At 73.6% G+C, this 16500-nt stretch carries 13 protein-coding genes and 3 pseudogenes; 9 read left to right on the top strand and 7 right to left on the bottom strand.

All coding sequences use genetic code 11. The annotated features are described in order from the left end of the window. The first annotated feature begins 180 nt into the window (after window positions 1-180). The 3 genes from cmk (at window position 181) to der (ending at window position 3015) form a co-directional block, all read left to right on the top strand. A complete protein-coding gene (gene cmk, locus ACZ6K0_RS25955; RefSeq protein WP_376407296.1) occupies window positions 181-855 on the top strand; it encodes a (d)CMP kinase in 675 nt (224 codons plus the stop codon). 53 nt (window positions 856-908) lie between these two features. After that, entirely contained in the window at window positions 909-1496 is a 588-nt protein-coding gene (locus ACZ6K0_RS25950) for a lysophospholipid acyltransferase family protein (RefSeq protein ID WP_469234678.1), read from the top strand. Window positions 1497-1566: 70 nt separating this feature from the next. Then, the gene (gene der / locus ACZ6K0_RS25945) at window positions 1567-3015 is read left to right on the top strand and encodes a ribosome biogenesis GTPase Der (RefSeq protein WP_376407298.1); all 1449 of its coding nucleotides are present in this window, start codon (window positions 1567-1569) and stop codon (window positions 3013-3015) included. A gap of 91 nt (window positions 3016-3106) precedes the next feature. Here the strand turns inward: der and ACZ6K0_RS25940 are convergent, their stop codons facing one another. Both ACZ6K0_RS25940 and ACZ6K0_RS25935 read right to left on the bottom strand, forming a co-directional pair. Next, window positions 3107-3391, bottom strand: a complete 285-nt coding sequence (locus ACZ6K0_RS25940; protein ID WP_469234420.1) for a hypothetical protein — start codon at window positions 3389-3391, stop codon at window positions 3107-3109. A gap of 413 nt (window positions 3392-3804) precedes the next feature. Continuing rightward, on the bottom strand, window positions 3805-4587 hold the full coding sequence (locus ACZ6K0_RS25935; RefSeq protein WP_376407302.1) for a hypothetical protein: 783 nt from the start codon (window positions 4585-4587) through the stop codon (window positions 3805-3807). Between the two features lie 217 nt (window positions 4588-4804). Between ACZ6K0_RS25935 and ACZ6K0_RS25930 the strand changes: the two genes are divergently transcribed. Beyond that, window positions 4805-5503, top strand: coding sequence for a LysM peptidoglycan-binding domain-containing protein (locus ACZ6K0_RS25930; RefSeq protein ID WP_469234423.1), 699 nt, complete (start codon window positions 4805-4807; stop codon window positions 5501-5503). 2 nt (window positions 5504-5505) lie between these two features. Here ACZ6K0_RS25930 and ACZ6K0_RS25925 read toward each other — a convergent pair whose 3' ends face one another. From ACZ6K0_RS25925 to ACZ6K0_RS25915, 3 genes are read right to left on the bottom strand one after another with little or no spacing between them, the layout of a single operon-like run. Continuing rightward, window positions 5506-6177: an ATP-binding cassette domain-containing protein gene (locus ACZ6K0_RS25925; RefSeq protein ID WP_376407306.1), complete on the bottom strand. Its 672-nt coding sequence runs from the start codon at window positions 6175-6177 to the stop codon at window positions 5506-5508. Further along, window positions 6174-8828, bottom strand: a complete 2655-nt coding sequence (locus tag ACZ6K0_RS25920) for an ABC transporter permease subunit (protein ID WP_469234426.1) — start codon at window positions 8826-8828, stop codon at window positions 6174-6176. Before ACZ6K0_RS25920 ends, ACZ6K0_RS25925 begins: the two co-directional genes overlap by 4 nt. Beyond that, window positions 8816-9214: a hypothetical protein gene (locus ACZ6K0_RS25915; RefSeq protein ID WP_469234428.1), complete on the bottom strand. Its 399-nt coding sequence runs from the start codon at window positions 9212-9214 to the stop codon at window positions 8816-8818. The genes ACZ6K0_RS25920 and ACZ6K0_RS25915 overlap by 13 nt, the downstream gene beginning before the upstream one ends. A gap of 135 nt (window positions 9215-9349) precedes the next feature. On the opposite strand from ACZ6K0_RS25915, the gene ACZ6K0_RS25910 reads away from it, so the two are divergent. The 4 genes and pseudogenes from ACZ6K0_RS25910 to ACZ6K0_RS25895 all read left to right on the top strand — a co-directional run bounded on the left by ACZ6K0_RS25910 (window position 9350) and on the right by ACZ6K0_RS25895 (window position 13219). Then, the gene (locus ACZ6K0_RS25910; protein WP_376407312.1) at window positions 9350-9859 is read left to right on the top strand and encodes an MTB12 C-terminal domain-containing protein; all 510 of its coding nucleotides are present in this window, start codon (window positions 9350-9352) and stop codon (window positions 9857-9859) included. Next, on the top strand, window positions 9837-11198 hold the full coding sequence (locus ACZ6K0_RS25905; protein WP_469234431.1) for an ABC transporter substrate-binding protein: 1362 nt from the start codon (window positions 9837-9839) through the stop codon (window positions 11196-11198). Before ACZ6K0_RS25910 ends, ACZ6K0_RS25905 begins: the two co-directional genes overlap by 23 nt. Window positions 11199-11347: 149 nt before the next feature. Beyond that, window positions 11348-12067: pseudogene (locus tag ACZ6K0_RS25900) on the top strand (glycosyltransferase family protein); the annotation flags it as partial. 105 nt (window positions 12068-12172) lie between these two features. Beyond that, complete coding sequence (locus tag ACZ6K0_RS25895) at window positions 12173-13219, top strand: helix-turn-helix transcriptional regulator (protein WP_469234433.1); 1047 nt, start codon at window positions 12173-12175, stop codon at window positions 13217-13219. A 16-nt stretch (window positions 13220-13235) separates the two neighbouring features. Here ACZ6K0_RS25895 and ctaD read toward each other — a convergent pair. Beyond that, window positions 13236-14870 (bottom strand): annotated as a pseudogene (ctaD, locus tag ACZ6K0_RS25890) (aa3-type cytochrome oxidase subunit I); the annotation flags it as partial. 407 nt (window positions 14871-15277) lie between these two features. On the opposite strand from ctaD, the gene ACZ6K0_RS25885 reads away from it, so the two are divergent. Beyond that, the gene (locus tag ACZ6K0_RS25885) at window positions 15278-15493 is read left to right on the top strand and encodes an I78 family peptidase inhibitor (RefSeq protein WP_376407320.1); all 216 of its coding nucleotides are present in this window, start codon (window positions 15278-15280) and stop codon (window positions 15491-15493) included. Between the two features lie 75 nt (window positions 15494-15568). Here the strand turns inward: ACZ6K0_RS25885 and ACZ6K0_RS25880 are convergent. Beyond that, window positions 15569-16447: pseudogene (locus ACZ6K0_RS25880) on the bottom strand (phosphatase PAP2 family protein); the annotation flags it as partial. Window positions 16448-16500 lie beyond the last annotated feature (53 nt).

Here is a 16500-nt window from a genome sequence, read left to right as displayed (position 1 = left end):
CGGGGCCTCATCGGGGCCCCGCAGGAGGGCCGGACAGCGGCCGGACAAGCGGCCGGACAGCGGCCGGACGGCGGCCGGACGTGGGCTGGGCCGAACGGGTGCGTGGGACTCGGTAACCTTGTGGAGGCCCCCTGCATCTCCGCCGAGGCCCTAGAGCTCCCCCAGGAAGGTGTTCCCACCGTGGAATCCGTGATCGTCGCCATCGACGGGCCGTCCGGCACGGGCAAGTCGAGCACCTCGAAGGCGGTCGCCGCCAAGCTGGGGCTGAGCTACCTCGACACCGGCGCCCAGTACCGGGCGATCACCTGGTGGATGATCAGCAACGGCATCGACGTGACCGACGCCGAGGCCGTCGCCAACGCCGCCTCCAAGCCGGTCATCGTCTCCGGCACGGACCCGGGCCGCCCCACGATTACCGTCGACGGTGCCGACGCGGCCGGTCCCATCCGTACCGAAGAGGTCACCTCCAAGGTCAGCGCCGTCAGCGCCGTCCCCGAGGTGCGGGCGCTCATCACCGAGCTCCAGCGGTCCATCGCGAAGGGCGCCGAGCACGGCATCGTCGTCGAGGGCCGGGACATCGGCACCACCGTCCTGCCGGACGCCGACCTGAAGATCTTCCTCACCGCCTCGCCCGAGGCCCGTGCCGCCCGCCGCTCCGGCGAGCTCAAGGGCGCCGACGTGCACGCGACGAAGGAAGCCCTGATCAAGCGGGACGCGGCCGACTCCAGCCGCAAGACCTCCCCGCTCGCGAAGGCCGGCGACGCCGTCGAGGTCGACACCACCGACCTCACCCTGGACCAGGTCATCGAGTGCGTCGTCACCCTGGTGGACGAGAAGCGGACGGCCGCCAAGTGACCCTGCCCTCCGCGAAGGGCGCCGTCGTCGGCCGACGCATCGGCATCGGCCTGATGTACGGCTTCTGGAAGCCGCGCGTCCTCGGCGCCTGGCGGGTGCCGGCCTCCGGCCCCGTCATCCTCGCCGTCAACCACGCGCACAACATCGACGGCCCCATGCTCATGGGCACCGCACCGCGCCCCGTGCACTTCCTCATCAAGAAGGAAGCCTTCGTCGGGCCCCTCGGGCCCTTCCTGGAGGGCATCGGGCAGGTCAAGGTCGACCGCGACAGCACCGACCGGAACGCGATAGGCAACGCCCTGGGCGTCCTGGAGCAGGGCGGCGTCCTCGGGATCTTCCCCGAGGGCACCCGCGGCGAGGGCGACTTCGCCTCGCTGCGCGCCGGCCTCGCCTACTTCGCCGTCCGCAGCGGCGCGCCGATCGTCCCCGTCGCCGTCCTGGGAAGCACCGAGCGCCGCGGACGGTTGGTCAAGGCACTGCCTCCGCTGCGCGGCCGGGTCGACGTCGTCTTCGGCGGCGCCTTCGCGGCGGGCGACGGCTCCGGCCGCCGTACCCGCAAGGCGCTCGACGAGGCCACCGTACGGATCCAGGGACAGCTCACCGCTCACCTGGAAAACGCCAGGCGCCTCACCGGGCGCTGAGCGAGACTTTCAGTAGTGGGCCCCGCGGCTCGGGGACCCACCGACCACGAATGATCAAGGAACGGACTTCATGAACGACCAGCACGACCACGGGGCACTTGGCGACGCCGAGTACGCGGAGTTCATGGAGCTCGCCTCGGAAGAAGGTTTCGAAGCCGAAGAGATCGAGGGCGCGATCGAGGAGGCCGGGCACGGCCCCCTCCCCGTCCTCGCCGTCGTCGGCCGTCCGAACGTCGGCAAGTCGACCCTGGTGAACCGCATCATCGGCCGCCGCGAGGCCGTCGTCGAGGACAAGCCGGGCGTCACCCGCGACCGCGTCACCTACGAGGCCGAATGGGCCGGGCGCCGCTTCAAGGTCGTCGACACCGGCGGCTGGGAGCAGGACGTCCTCGGCATCGACGCCTCCGTCGCCGCCCAGGCCGAGTTCGCCATCGAGGCCGCCGACGCCTGTCTCTTCGTCGTGGACGCCACCGTCGGCGCCACCGACACCGACGAGGCCGTCGTCAAGCTGCTCCGCCGCGCCGGCAAGCCGGTCGTCCTCGCCGCCAACAAGGTCGACGGCCAGTCCGGCGAGGCCGATGCCACCACGCTCTGGTCCCTGGGCCTCGGCGAGCCGTTCCCCGTCTCCTCGCTGCACGGCCGCGGCACCGGCGACCTCCTCGACGAGGTCCTGAAGAAGCTGCCCGAGGCCCCCGAGCAGCGCTTCGGCAACGCCGTCGGCGGCCCGCGCCGCATCGCCCTCATCGGCCGCCCGAACGTCGGCAAGTCCTCGCTGCTCAACAAGGTGGCGAACGAGGAGCGGGTCGTCGTCAACGAGCTGGCCGGCACCACCCGCGACCCGGTCGACGAGCTCATCGAGCTCGGCGGCGTGACGTGGAAGTTCGTCGACACCGCGGGCATCCGCAAGAAGGTCCACCTCCAGTCGGGCGCGGACTACTACGCCTCCCTGCGGACCGCCGCCGCCATCGAGAAGGCGGAGGTGGCCGTCATCCTCATCGACACCACCGACAAGATCTCGGTCCAGGACCAGCGCATCATCACGATGGCGGTCGAGTCGGGCCGCGCCATCGTCATCGCCTACAACAAGTGGGACGAGCTCGACGAGGAGCGCCGCTACTACCTCGAGCGCGAGATCGAGACCGAGATGCAGCAGGTCGTCTGGGCGCCCCGGGTCAACGTCTCCGCCAAGACCGGCCGCCACATGGAGAAGCTGGTCCCGGCCATCGAGACCGCCCTCGCCGGCTGGGAGACCCGTGTCCCCACCGGCCGGCTGAACGCCTTCCTCGGTGAGATCGTCGCGGCCAACCCGCACCCGATCCGCGGCGGCAAGCAGCCCCGCATCCTGTTCGGCACGCAGGCGGGCACCAAGCCGCCGCGGTTCGTCCTCTTCGCCTCGGGCTTCCTGGAGGCCGGCTACCGGCGCTTCATCGAGCGCCGTCTGCGCGAGGAGTTCGGCTTCGAGGGCACCCCGATCCACATCTCGGTGCGCGTGCGCGAGAAGCGCGGCCGCAAGAAGTAGTCGGCGGCGCGGTACGACACGGCTGAGGGCCGGGGCGACGAGCCCCGGCCCTCAGCCGTGTCACAGGTGTCCGCCGCGGTGTCCGCCGTCGTCAGAAGCCCCGGCGGGGACCCGGCGGGAGCGCCGCCGGGGTGTGGTGCTGCTGCGCGGTCCACACCGGGGGATACGCGGCGGCGTGCCGCTGCCCGCTGCCGTATCCCTGCCCGGTGCCGTACAGACCCGTGCTCGCGGTCGTGCCGAAGGCCCGGAAGGTCACCTCCTCCTCGCCGCTGCGGTCACCCGGCAGCGTGCGGAACGACCGGCGGTACTCCGAGAACAGGGCGTCGTAGATGGGCGTGGCCGACTGGCCCGCCGTGACGTCCTGCGCCGGGCGCATGGAGGGGATCTGGCTCGGATACGGCTGGAGGAAAGGGTCGTATGGGTGCACGTATGTGCCAACGACCCCGCCGCCGGTCGGATGCGGGCGGCTCTCCGAAAGAGACGCCCGCCGGGGGCGCGGCACGGTCGGAGCCCCCGGCACCGCCGAGCCGCCCGCGGCCCGCGCGGCGGCCGCCCCCGCAGAGGCGCCCGCCGGCACCGGTCCGACGGACGCCGCTGGTGCGACGGATGACGCCGGTCCGACGGATGTCGCCGGTCCGACGGATGTCGCCGGTCCAGCGGAGGCCGCCGGTCCGACGTGTCCTGCCGGTCCGCTCGGCCTGCCCGGCTCTCCCAGCCCTGCGGGAGCCGGCGGTCCCGCCCGCCCCCCTGGGAACCGCGCGGGCCCTATGCCGGGCCGGCCGTCGTCCATCAGGTGCCGGCCAGCGGCATCGCGGCCGCCACCAGGCGTCCGTTCACCGCGGCCTTCTCCAGGGCGTCCCGCAGCAGGTCCTCGCGCGGCTGCTGGCCGATGGAGCCCACCGGCGCGGCGAAGACCAGCACCGTGTGCGACTTGTTGGCCGCCGCACGCCAGCCCTCGGTGACCTGGAGCGGCTGGTGCGCCTGCCACCAGGCGGCCTGACCGGCGCCGCTCGGCCCCGGCTGGAGGACGGAGTGCAGCTGGCCCATGGCGACCAGGACCGACCAGCCCGGCAGCACCGCCGGCTTCTCGTTGAGGTCGACGACGGGCCGGAAGCCCTGCTCCGCGAGGAGCGGCAGGAACTCGTCGACGAGGCCGTCCGTGCCCGGGCGGGCCACGGGGGCGGTCGGCTCCACGACCAGCGCCGGGTGCAGCTCGCCCTCGATCAGGACGAGACCGCTGGTGACGCCGAGCACGGCCTGCTCGGGGTGGGCGGCGGACAGCGCGTCGGCGGCGTCCGACGCCGTGATCGAGGCGACGGCGCCCTGGAGCTGCGCCTCCGCGACCTTGACGACCTGCGACGGGATGCAGCTGGCGTGGGCGAACGCGAGGACCGCGGTCTCCTCACCGACGAACAGCACCGTGCTGGTGCGCTCCTGCTCGGAGTCCCCCGGCGTGCGGCAGGAGGTGCAGTCGTAGCTGCCCGGGGCGTTGTCGCCGGCAAGCAGCCGGTCGGCTTCTTCGTCGCCGATCTCGGCGCGTACGTCCTCGCTGACGTCGAGCATGCGCGGCACGGGGGGCTCCCTGGACTCGGTACGGGGGGACGCCGGGCCGATCCCGGGCGTCTCATGCCGAGTTCAACGGGTCAGGATCGGCCGGGGTCACGCGTGGAAGCGAGGCAACTTGCCGGTGGCGCGTGCGGCGGGGCCCGTGACTCCGACCGGGTGGGGTGTGAACAGTGTTCCGCGCGGCACGGGCCGGGGGTGCCGCGCGGCTGCCTAGCCTGCCCCGATGTCGAAGATCCGATTTTGGACGGCCGGCTCCGTGGCGGCCGCGGCGGCGCTGATCACCCTGACGCCCGTGTCCGCACAGGCTCGGGACGCGGCCGAGGGACCGTGGGACACCGCCGTCGCGCCGGCGGCGGCCGGGGCGGTTCCAGGGGCGGCTTCAGGGGCGGCTTCAGAGGTGGTCTCGGGGGCGGTCTCAGGCGCGGCTTCCGGGGCTGTCTCCGGGGCGCTCTCGGCCTCCGCCGACGCCCTGCGCGCGGCGGCCGCGGTACCCGGCTACGCCTGTGCCGCCGACCAGTGGCCGTGGGGATGCGTCGCCGAGTGCGAGAGCAGCGGCCGCTGGCACATCAACACCGGCAACGGTTTCTACGGCGGGCTCCAGTTCTGGCAGCCGACCTGGGTCGAGCACGGCGGACCGAAATACGCCCCGCGCGCGGACCTCGCCACCCGCCCGCAGCAGATCAGGATCGCGGAGGAGGTCCTCCGCACCCAGGGCTGGGGAGCCTGGCCCGTCTGCTCCAAGCGGTACGGGCTGAGCGGCCGTGTCCACACCGTCCAGGCGGGGGACTCGCTCGGCTCGATCGCCCGCCGCTTCGCCGTCAAGGGCGGCTGGCAGGCGCTCTACGCGGCGAACCGGAGCCTCATCGGGCCCGACCCGAACCGGATCGTCGTCGGCACGATGCTGCGGATCGCGCCGCTCTGACCTCACTCCACGGGGCCCGGGGCGAACTCGGACGGCTCCCCGCTGGACGCGCGGGAGCCGCGCCGCAGCTCGTGGACGAGTGAGCCGCGCGGCAGCCCCTCCGGTACGCGCTGCTCGGCGAGGACCACCGCCGCCCCGCGCTCCACGGCGAGCGCCGCGAGGAGCCCGTACGTACGGGCCGCGACCGGCGGGGCCAGGCCGAGCGACGGCTCGTCGACCAGCACCACCCGCGCGGGCCTCAGCAGGGCGCGGGACAGGGCCAGCATCCGGCGCTCCCCGCCGGAGAGGGTCCCGGCGGCCCGGGACAGCAGGGGGACGAGCTCGGGGTACGGGGCGGGGGCGTCCGGCGCGGGGGCGTCCGGCGCGGTGAGCGCGAGGTTCTCGGCGACGGTCAGCCCCTCGTACACCGCCCGCAGATCCGGTACGAAGCACAGGCCGCGGCGGGCCCGCTCGTGCGGCGGCAGCCGGGTCACGTCGGCGCCGCGCCACAGCACCCGGCCGGAGGAGAGCCGTACGGTGCCGGCGAGGGCCCGCAGGGCCGTGGTGCGGCCCGCGCCGTTCCGCCCCAGGAGCACGGTGACGGTGCCGGCGGGCACGGGCAGGTCGAGGCCGTGCAGGGCCTCCAGTGGGCCGTAGCGGACCCGGGCCGCGCGCAGCTCGATCTCGACGCTCATGACAGGATCCGGCCGCCCTCCATGGTGTGCACGGTGTGGGCGATCCCGGCGACGAGGTCCGGGTCGTGCTCGACGACGAGCACCGTCAGGCCGTCGGCGGCGAGCGCGGCGAGGATCCGGGCGAGGGCGGCGGTCTCGCCGGCGTCGAGGCCGGCGGCGGGTTCGTCGAGGAGCAGTGTGTGCGGCTGCCCCGCGAGCGCGCGGGCCAGCTCGACGCGGCGGAGCGTCCCGGTGGGGAGGTCGGCGGCGGCGCGGTGGCGTACGGGGCCGTCGAGGCCGAGCAGCCGCAGGCTCCGCTCGACGGCGGCGGGGTCTCCTCGGACACGGCCCCGCTCCGCGCCGAGGCGGACGTTCTCCTCGACGGAGAGCGACGGGAAGACGGCGAGCCGCTGGAAGGTCCGGGCGATCCCGAGCCGCGTCCGGGCGTGCGCCGTGCGGGAGGTGATGTCGACGCCGTCGAGCGTGATCAGGCCCTGGTGGCGCCGGGGGCGGAGGGTCCCGGCGAGACAGTCGAAGAGGGTGCTCTTGCCGGCGCCGTTGGGGCCGACGAGGGCGGTGACGCGGGAAGGGGCGAGGGTGAGGGTGACGTGGGAGAGGGCGGTGATCCCTCCGGGGTAGGTGAGGGTGAGGTCGAGCGCGCGGAGTTCCGGGGCGGGGGCGGCGGGGGCGTTGGTGGGTGCGGGTGCGTGGCCCGGTGCGGGCCGGTGGGGGTGCGCCCGACCTGCGGTCGGGCTGGGGTTCCCACCCGCGCCGCCCGTGCGGGTCGTCGACAGAGGTGCGGGTCTTCCCGTGGGGGGTGCGGGGCCGTCGGCGGCCGGCGGGTCGTGGGGGTGCGTTCGGCCTTCGGCCGTACCTGGGTTCCTGCCTCCACCGCCCGTGCGGGTGGCGGTGGCCTTGGGGTGGAGCAGGGTCGTCAGTGGGGGGAGGCGGCCGGTTTGGGTGGCCAGGAGGCCTATGAGGGCTGCTGCCGCGCCCGCTTGGGGGCCCGCGTCCAGGGTGACCAGGAGCGCGGCCGCCGCCAGGGGCGTGAGGAGGCTGTCGGCGCCCAGGACCAGGACGGCCGCGAACCAGAGCAGGCCGCGTACCGGGTCGTACGCCTCCGGGTCGAAGGCGCGCAGGCCCATGCCCAGGAGGCCGCCGCCGAGGGCCGCCAGGGCCGCGCCCAGGACGAAGGCGAGGAGCTTGAGGGCGGGGACCGGGACGCCCGTCGCCTCCGCGCCCGGTTCGTGGTCCCGCAGCGCGGCCAGCGCGCGGCCCGTGCGGCCCCGGCGCAGCGCCGCCACCAGGGCCAGACAGCCGGCCAGGAGCAGCAGTTCCAGGGCGTAGAAGGCGCGGTCGTCGGCGAAGCCCGCCGGGCGGCCGAGCGAGAGGCCGGCCGTCGCGTACGGCTGGACGAGGACGAAGCGGCTCACCGCTACTCCGGTCGCCAGCGTGACCAGGGCGAGCGCCAGGCCGTGGCGTCGGATCGCCGGCCAGGCCGTCGCCAGGCCCACCACGGCCACCATCGGCACCGCGAGCCCCAGCGCCAGGAGGGCGGGAACGCCCGCCGTCGACAGGAGGGCCGTCAGGAGGGCGCCCAGGCCCGCGTACGCCGCCTGGCCCAGGGCGATCTGGCCTCCCCGGCCCGCCACCACGACCAGGGACAGGAGGATCACGGCGAGCGCCGGGACCTGCACGGCGGTGTGCAGGTCGGAGCCCGCGAAGCCGAGGGGGAGGAGGAGCAGGATGCCGACGGCCGGCCAGACGGGCGCGGGGACCTGCGGGGTGCGGGCCGGTGGGGGCAGGGCGTCCCGGCCCTTGCCGCCCACGCCCGGCAGGACCAGCGCCGCCACCAGGAGCGCCACCACGAACAGGTTCGTGCCGAGGGCCTGGACCAGCGGCCCCGCCCACCCCTCCGGGTGCAGCCGCGTCATCTGCGCCTGCGCCACCCCGATCGCGACCGCGGACGCCACCGCGACCGGCAGCGAGCGCATCCGGGCGATCACCGCGACCGCGATCACCTCCATGACGAGCAGCGGCATCCCGTACGGGTCGAGCCGGACGTACGGGGCGAGGAGCACGCCCGTCAGCCCGGCGGTGAACGAACCGAACGCCCACCCCGCCGACGCCACCCGGTCCGCGTCCACCCCCGACAGGACGGCCAGCGGACGGTTGTCCACCACCGCCCTCAGCTCCCGGCCGAAGCGGGTCCAGCGGGTCACCGCCGCCACCAGGCAGGCCAGCGCCACCACCGCCGCCAGCTGCGCCCACGGGTCGTCACCGAGCAGCACCGGCACGTCGCCCCGCGCCCCGCCGCCCCACAGCAGCGCCGCCCCGCCGACGAGCAGCACGAAGACGCCGATGGAGGCCACCAGGGTCTGCGCCGGGTTCGAGCCGAGAAGGGCGAGCGGGCGGAACACGCCGCGGTCGAGGACCAGACCGATGCCGGGGGCCACCACCAGGAGCGTGACCAGGGCGCCCAGCGGCAGCGGCCAGCCCCACACGACGACCAGCTGCCGCAGCACGTACGCGCAGATCATGGCGACGGCGCCGTGCGCCAGGTTCAGCACCCCCGTCGCCCGGTAGGTGACGACCAGGCCGATCCCGGTGAGCGCGGCGGCGCTGCCGACCGCGAGGCCGGCGAGCGTCAGCTCGTACGTCAGGGAGGCCATGGTTCACATACCGGGCAGGGGTCCAGGGCCGCGTCGCCCACCTCCGTCGCCTCCGCCTTCCCCGCGACCAGCGGGCAGTCCGGGCGGTGGGCCAGGGTCCCGCCGGGGACCCGGAGGCGCGGGCCGTCCGAGGACGGCGGGGGCGTCCCCTCCCGCTCCGGCGGGTGCGGCTCCGGAGGGCGTACGGGCAGCAGCAGCGCCGCCGCGACGAGCACCACGCCCGCCACGATCAGCGCCGCCCCCGGCACCGTGCACGAGGCCAGATAGGGCAGTTGCCGCTCGGCGAAGCGCTCGCCGGAGATCCCGTACCAGCCGAGGACGCACAGCACCGCGCCCGCGGCGGCCGCCGTGACACCGCCCCACAGCAGGATCCGGGATCTCGGCACCGGGCCTCCCTCGTCGTCTTGCTCTCGTCCCTTCCCTTGCTCCACCTCTTTCCTTTCCTTGCACTATGCCCCGGTTCGCCCCACCCTGGAAGCAGCAGACCGTACGGTCCGGAGAGACACCCGGTGGTGAGGCATATGGCCCTCGCACGACTCGGCGGACGCCCCCGGCTCGCGGCCCTCGCGGCCGTCGCCGTCCTGGCCCTCGCCCCCGCCATGGCGGGCTGCTCCGACGACGGGAGCGGCAGCACGGGAAGCGACAGCGCGTCGCCGTCCGCGACGGCCGGCGAGCCCGCCGACCCCGCCGCCGCCGAGGCGGAGATCACCGAGAACTGGACGGCGTTCTTCGACCCGAACACCACCGCGGCCGAGAAGGTGAAGCTCCTGGAGAACGGCGCCGCGATGGAGCCGGTCCTCGCCGCCTTCGCCGGCAACGAGAACGCCGCCACGACCGCGGCGAAGGTCACCGGCGTCGAGTTCACCTCGGCCGAGGAGGCCAACGTCACCTACGACCTGCTCGTCGGCGGGGCACCCGCCCTGCCCGACTCCCAGGGCACCTCGATCCTCCAGGACGGCACCTGGAAGGTCTCCGTGAAGACCCTCTGCGGCCTGGTCGAGCTGAGCGGTGTCACCGTTCCGGGCTGCTGAACCGGGCGCGGCGCTGCTCCTCGCCGTGCTGCTCGCGCTTCTGGCCGTGCTCACGGCCTGCGGCAGCCGGCTCCCGGAGCGCGCCTTCGAGACGCGGCCCACCGCCACCCCCTCCGGCGGTGAGCCGCTCCGCGTCGGGATCATCACCAGCGCCACGAGCCCGGTCGGCGGGAAGGCCTTCACCGGACCGCGCGACGGCGCCCGCGCCTACTTCGACGCCCTCAACGCCCGCGGCGGCCTCGACGGGCGCAGGATCGAGGCCGAGACCTGCGACGACGGCGGCAGCGGCGTCGGCAACAACGCGTGCGTGCACCGGCTGATCGACGAGCGCCACGTCTTCGCGCTCGTCGCGACCACCGCCCTGAACTACGCGGGCGCGCCCCTCGTCGCCAAGGCCGGTGTCCCCGACATCGGCGGCCAGCCCCTCACCCCCGCCTACGACACCTATCCGCACCTCTACGGCATCTACGGCAGCTCCGCCCCGCGCACCGGCGGCAAGCCCGGCTGGAACGGGACGCTGTACGGCGGGACCGAGGTCTACCGCTGGTTCGCGCGGGAGAAGGGGGCGCGGACCGCCGCCGTCGTCTCGTACAACCAGGCCGCGTCCGCCGCGTACGCCCGGCTGGTCTCCGACGGGCTGCGCGCCGAGGGCTACCGGGTCGTCGACGAGCAGGTCGACTTCGCCCTGCCCAACTTCCGCGCGGTCGCGGCCGATCTGCGGGACCAGGGCGTCGACCTCCTCTTCGACGCGATGGACACCCACGGGAACGTGCGGCTGTGCGAGGCGATGGAGGCGCTCGGGGTCCGCGTCGACGCCAAGGTCACCAACGTGCAGAACTGGTCCTCGTCCGTCGCCCGCGACTACGCCCGTGCTCCCGGCTGCCTGAGCTCCCTGTGGGTGACCGGAGCCAGCCGCAACCACCAGGACACCGGCGATCCCGCCGTTCGCGAGTTCCGGGCGGCCATGGGGCAACGGGAGCTTTCGCAGTGGCAGTTGGAGGGGTGGGCGGCGGCGATGTGGTTCACCGACGCGGCCCGCTCGTGCCTGGCCGGGGACGGAACGGGGTCCGGGTCCGCGGACGGAGCCGGGGACGCGACCGGAGACGGAGCCGGGGCCGGGCTCACCCGTGGGTGCGTCGAGGAGTTCCTGAACCGTCCGGAGCCGTACACCGCGCGCGGACTGCTGCTGCCCGTCCGCTTCGAGCACCTCGCGCGACCGCCCGAGACCCGTCACACCTGTCTGTCCGTGGCCCGCTGGGAGGACGGCCGGGGCTGGGTGAGCCAGGGCGACATGACGGAGAACTGCGCGACCGTGCCCCAACTCGGCTATCGCCCGTGACCGTCACCCGCCCGACCTCACCCGCGAACCGTCGCCCGTGCGGCCCCGCCCGTGCGACTTCGCCCGTGAAACGGGGGTTCGTCCCGGCAGTACAGTCGGCCCGACCGACCGACCGACAGCCTGACTGACCGGGGGGAACCGGCAGCCCGATGCGCATCTCCTTTCTGCTTCACGACGGTTACGACCACGGCGGCACGATCCGGACCACGTTCACCCTCGCCGAGGAGCTGGCCAGGCGCCACGAGGTCGAGATCGTCTCGGTGTTCCGCCACCGCGACCGGCCGGCCCTCGGACTCCCCTCGGACGTGACGCTGCGTCATCTCGTCGACCTGCGCGAGGACAGCCCCGGGTACGACGGTGACCATCCCGACTTCCACCGGTCCGCCGAGGTCTTCCCGCGCGGCGACGACCGCTGGAAGCAGTACAGCGCGCTCACCGACGCCCGGATCGGCGCGTACCTGCGGGGCGTCGAGGCCGACGTCCTCGTCGCCACCCGCCCGGGGCTCACCGTGCACCTCGCCCGACAGGCCCGGCGGGGGCCGGTCCTCGTCGGCCAGGAGCACCTGGCCCCCGCCGGTCACGGCATCCGGCTCCGCCGGGACATCGGCCACGAGTACCGGCTCCTCGACGCCGTCACGACGGCCACCGAGGCCGACGCCCGCGCCTACCGCAGGATGGGGCTGCCCGGCGTACGGATCGAGGCCGTGCCCGACGGCGCGCCCGTGCCCGCCCGGCTCGCCGCCCGCCACGAGGCGCTCTGGACGGAACTCGTCGACCGGGGCGCGAGCCGGCGCGTCCACGCGGCCGGGCGCGCGAGGCGGCACCACGAGATCGGCCGGGCCGTCGACGCGGTCTACGCCCTGACGGCGAGGGCCGCCCGGCTGGTCCGGGGCCGTCCGCTCCGCTGAATCCGCCGGGTTCCCGCGGTCGCATCGAGGACCGTAGGTGTCCGCGACGGCTGGCAGACTCGGGGCATGTTGGAGACCTCCGCACGGCTGCTGCGCCTGCTCTCGCTGCTCCAGGCCCACCGGGAGTGGTCCGGTGCCGATCTCGCCGACCGGCTCGGGGTGACCTCGCGCACGGTACGGCGCGACGTCGACCGGCTGCGCGAGCTCGGCTATCCCGTGCACGCCAGCCCCGGCACCGGCGGCGGCTATCAGCTCGGGGCCGGGGCCGAGCTGCCGCCGCTGCTCCTCGACGACGAGGAGGCCGTGGCGGTCGCGGTCGGCCTGCGCACGGCGGCGGGTCAGGGCGTCGAGGGCATCGGCGAGACGTCCGTACGCGCCCTCGCCAAGCTGGAGCAGGTCCTGCCGGCGCGGCTGCGGCGGCGGGTCGGCGCGCTCACCGAGTTCACCGTGCCCATGCTCCGTACGCCCCGGGACATGGTGGATCCGGGGGTGCTCACGGAGCTGGCCAACGCCTGCCGGGACAGCGAGCGGCTCCGCTTCGCCTACCGCGACCACGGCGGCAACGCCACCCGCAGGACCGTCGAACCGCACCGGCTGGTCTGCACCGAGCGGCGCTGGTACCTGGTGGCGTGGGACGTGGACCGCGGCGACTGGCGGACGTTCCGGGCCGACCGCATCGAGCCCAGGCCGCCGCACGGGCCGCGCTTCCCGCCCCGCGAACCGCCCGCCGAGGACCTCGCCGCGTACGTGTCGAAGGGCGTGTCCGGTGCGGCGTACGCGACGGAGGTCACCGTCCGGCTGTTCGTCCCGCTCGCCGAGGCCGCCGCGATCGTCGGCCCGATGGACGGGGTCCTGGAGCCCGAGGGCGAAGGGAGCTGTCTGCTGCGGGCGGGGGCGCACAACCTCCACGTCGCGGTGGTGCACGTGGTGCTCATGGGGCTCGAGTTCGAGGTGGTCGATCCGCCGGAGCTGACGGAACGGGTCCGCGACCTCAGGGACCGGCTGTCCCGCGCTCTCGACCGGACGGAGGGGGAGAGTCCGGGGGCGGGGACGAGGGCGAGGACGGGGGAGAGGTCGGGGGAGACACCGGGGGAGACGCCGGCGGGCTCGTGATCCGCATGCGTTCGTAGGCCGCGAACTCCGGGTGGTGCAGGTCGAAGGCGGGCGCCTCGGAGCGGATCCGCGGCACGGCGTCGAAGTTGTGCCGGGGCGGCGGGCACGTCGTCGCCCACTCCAGCGAGCGTCCGAAGCCCCAGGGGTCGTCCACGTCGACCTTCGCGCCGTACCGGTGGGTCCACCACACGTTGTAGAGGAACGGCAGGGTCGACGCGCCGAGCAGGAAGGCGCCGATCGTCGACACCGTGTTGAGGGCGGTGAAGCCGTCCGCGGCCAGGTAGTCGGCGTACCGCCGTGGCATGCCCTCCGCGCCGAGCCAGTGCTGCACCAGGAAGGTCAGGTGGAAGCCGACGAACAGCGTCCAGAAGTGGGCCTTCCCGAGCCGCTCGTCGAGCATCCGGCCGGTGAACTTGGGCCACCAGAAGTAGAAGCCGGCGAAGGTCGCGAAGACGACCGTGCCGAAGACCGTGTAGTGGAAGTGGGCCACGACGAAGTACGAGTCGGTGACCTGGAAGTCCATCGGCGGCGAGGCGAGGATCACCCCGGTGAGCCCGCCGAAGAGGAACGACACGAGGAAGCCGACCGACCACAGCATGGGCGTCTCGAAGGAGAGCGAGCCCCGCAGCATCGTCCCGGTCCAGTTGAAGAACTTCACCCCGGTCGGCACCGCGATCAGGAACGACAGGAGCGAGAAGAACGGGAGCAGCACCGCGCCCGTCGCGAACATGTGGTGGGCCCAGACCACCACCGACAGGCCGGTGATCGTCATGGTGGCCCCGACGAGCGTCGCGTAGCCGAAGATCGGCTTGCGGGCGAAGACCGGGATGATCTCGCTGACGATCCCGAAGAACGGCAGCGCGATGATGTAGACCTCGGGGTGGCCGAAGAACCAGAAGAGGTGCTGCCACAGCAGCGCCCCGCCGTTCTCGGGCTGGAAGACCACGGAGCCGAGGCGCCGGTCCGCCTCCAGGACGAGCAGCGCCGCCGCGAGGACGGGGAAGGCGACGATCACCAGGACCGCGGTGAAGAGGATGTTCCAGGTGAAGATCGGCATCCGGAACATGGTCATGCCGGGGGCCCGCATCCCGATGATGGTGGCGAGGAAGTTCACCGAGGTGAGGATCGTGCCGAAGCCCGAGAGCGCGAGTCCCATGATCCACAGGTCGACGCCCACGCTCGGCGACCGCTCCAGGCTGTTGAGCGGGGCGTAGGCGGTCCAGCCGAAGGCGGCGGGGCCGCTCGGGGTGAGCAGCGAGGCGATCACCATCAGGCCGCCGAAGAGGAACAGCCAGTACGAGAACATGTTCAGCCGCGGGAAGGCGACGTCGGGGGCGCCGATCTGCAGCGGCACCAGTTCGTTGGCGAAGCCGGCGAAGGTGGGCGTCGCGAAGAGCAGCAGCATGATCGTGCCGTGCAGCGTGAAGGCCTGGTTGAACTCCATGTTCGACACGAGCTGGAGCCCCGGGCGGGCCAGCTCGGCGCGCATGAGCATGGCCATGAGCCCGGCCAGCAGGAAGAAGACGAACGAGGTGACCAGGTAGAGGTGGCCGATCTTCTTGTGGTCGGTCGTGGTGGCCCAGTCGATCAGGACGCGGCCCTGTCGCTGCCGGGCCGATTCGACGGTCGCGGTCGCCGTCTCGGTGTCCATCGCTGCGCCCCCTAGTGCCGGTCCGCCGGGGCGTGTCCTGCTCGCCGGGCGTCCGGACATGATGCGCGCGGCGGGTCGGCGGGCGAGGGAGGCGGAGGGGGCGGCTGCTCCGGTCGGCCGACACTTCCTCCGCCGAGCCGGCCGCCGCGTACGCGTAAGCATTGTGTAAGGGAAGCGTGAGGGCGCCGCGTGTGCGAACGGGGTAATTCGGCGTGTGACGTGCGGAGAAGAGGGAATTCCCCGGGGCTTATCGATGCGGGGAGTCTCTTCGTGTGAACTGCTGGAAGCTCTTCGGAATTGCTGGAGAATCGACCCGAAACTGTCCCATCGGGTGACGGGCGGCGTGTCAAACATATGTCGAGAACTTGTGACACAAGCGTGACCGCAAAGAGGCTAACGTGAGGCCCATGTCACCCACATCGCGCACTCCCGAACCGCCCCGCGACGCTCCCGAGTCCTATGTGGGACTCGACGGGGACGGCGCCGAGCGGCTTGCCAGGGCACGGGGCTGGAAGGTCGTCAGATCTCTGCCGCCGGGCTCGATCATCACCATGGAATACCTGTCGGGACGCATCAACTTCGAGGTCGAGGACGGCACCGTCAGCCGCTGCTGGCTCGGCTGACGGCGTACGCGCCCGCATGCGGAAGGGCCCCGGCCGAGGACGGTCGGGGCCCTTCCGTGACGCGGGGTGCGGTCAGCCGCGTGTCGCGGGGGCGCGGCCGCGGGCCACTCCCACCGTCTCGCGGACGGGCTCCTCGGCGCCGGCCGGACGCTGCGGGAAGAATCCCGGGCGCGGTCCGCCGGAGGCCACGGGCAGGGAGGGCACCAGCCGGCGGCGGTCGCGCAGCCGGTCCCGGAGCCGGTCGCGTGCCGCGAGGATCCAGGACTCCGCCACCGCGAGGACCGGCTCGCACCAGGGCAGGGCGAGCAGGACCAGGAGCCCGGCGGCCCAGCCGAGCAGGACGTCGCTCAGCCAGTGCGTGCCCAGATAGACGGTGGTGAGGCCGACGCCGAGCGCGACCACTGCCGAGAGGGCCGACAGATAGCGCCTGGCCCGCGGGGTGGTCGCCAGATAGGCGAGGATGCCCCAGGTCACGACCGCGTTGGCGGTGTGTCCCGACGGAAATATATCGCCGCCCCCGAAGAGCTCGGCGGAGCCGACCTGCGTCGCGTAGTGGGGGCCGAGACGGCCGAGCCCGAGCTTGACCGCGCCGACCGAGACGTTGAGCAGCAGCAGCGCCGCGCCGAGGCACAGGAGCGGCCGCAGGGTGTGCTGCCGCCAGGAGCGCCAGCCCAGCCACGCGGCCACCATGACGGCCGTGGGGCCGCGCTGGCCGAGGACGACGTAGTAGTCGAGGAAGCCGTGGATCTCCGGCCACTGCTGATAGGGCCGGAACAGCATGATCTTCCAGTCGAGGGTCACCAGCCAGCTCGACAGGAGGACCGCGACGACAATGGCCAGATAGAACGCCGACGTCCCGCCGAAGAGCGCGAGACGCGTGCGGGTCATCCCCGGGACCTCTATCTTCGGCGGTTCCGGCTCCCGGTCCAGCCGGGCAAAGATGTCGGTACGCACCCAATCGACGTTACAGGGAGTGAGAAGCCGTCCCGGTCGATCCGGTGTCTTCG

Source organism: Streptomyces sp. NPDC042346 (assembly GCF_055581845.1).
Note: the sequence above shows the minus strand (reverse complement) of the source record. Positions and strands in the feature narration are given on the sequence as shown.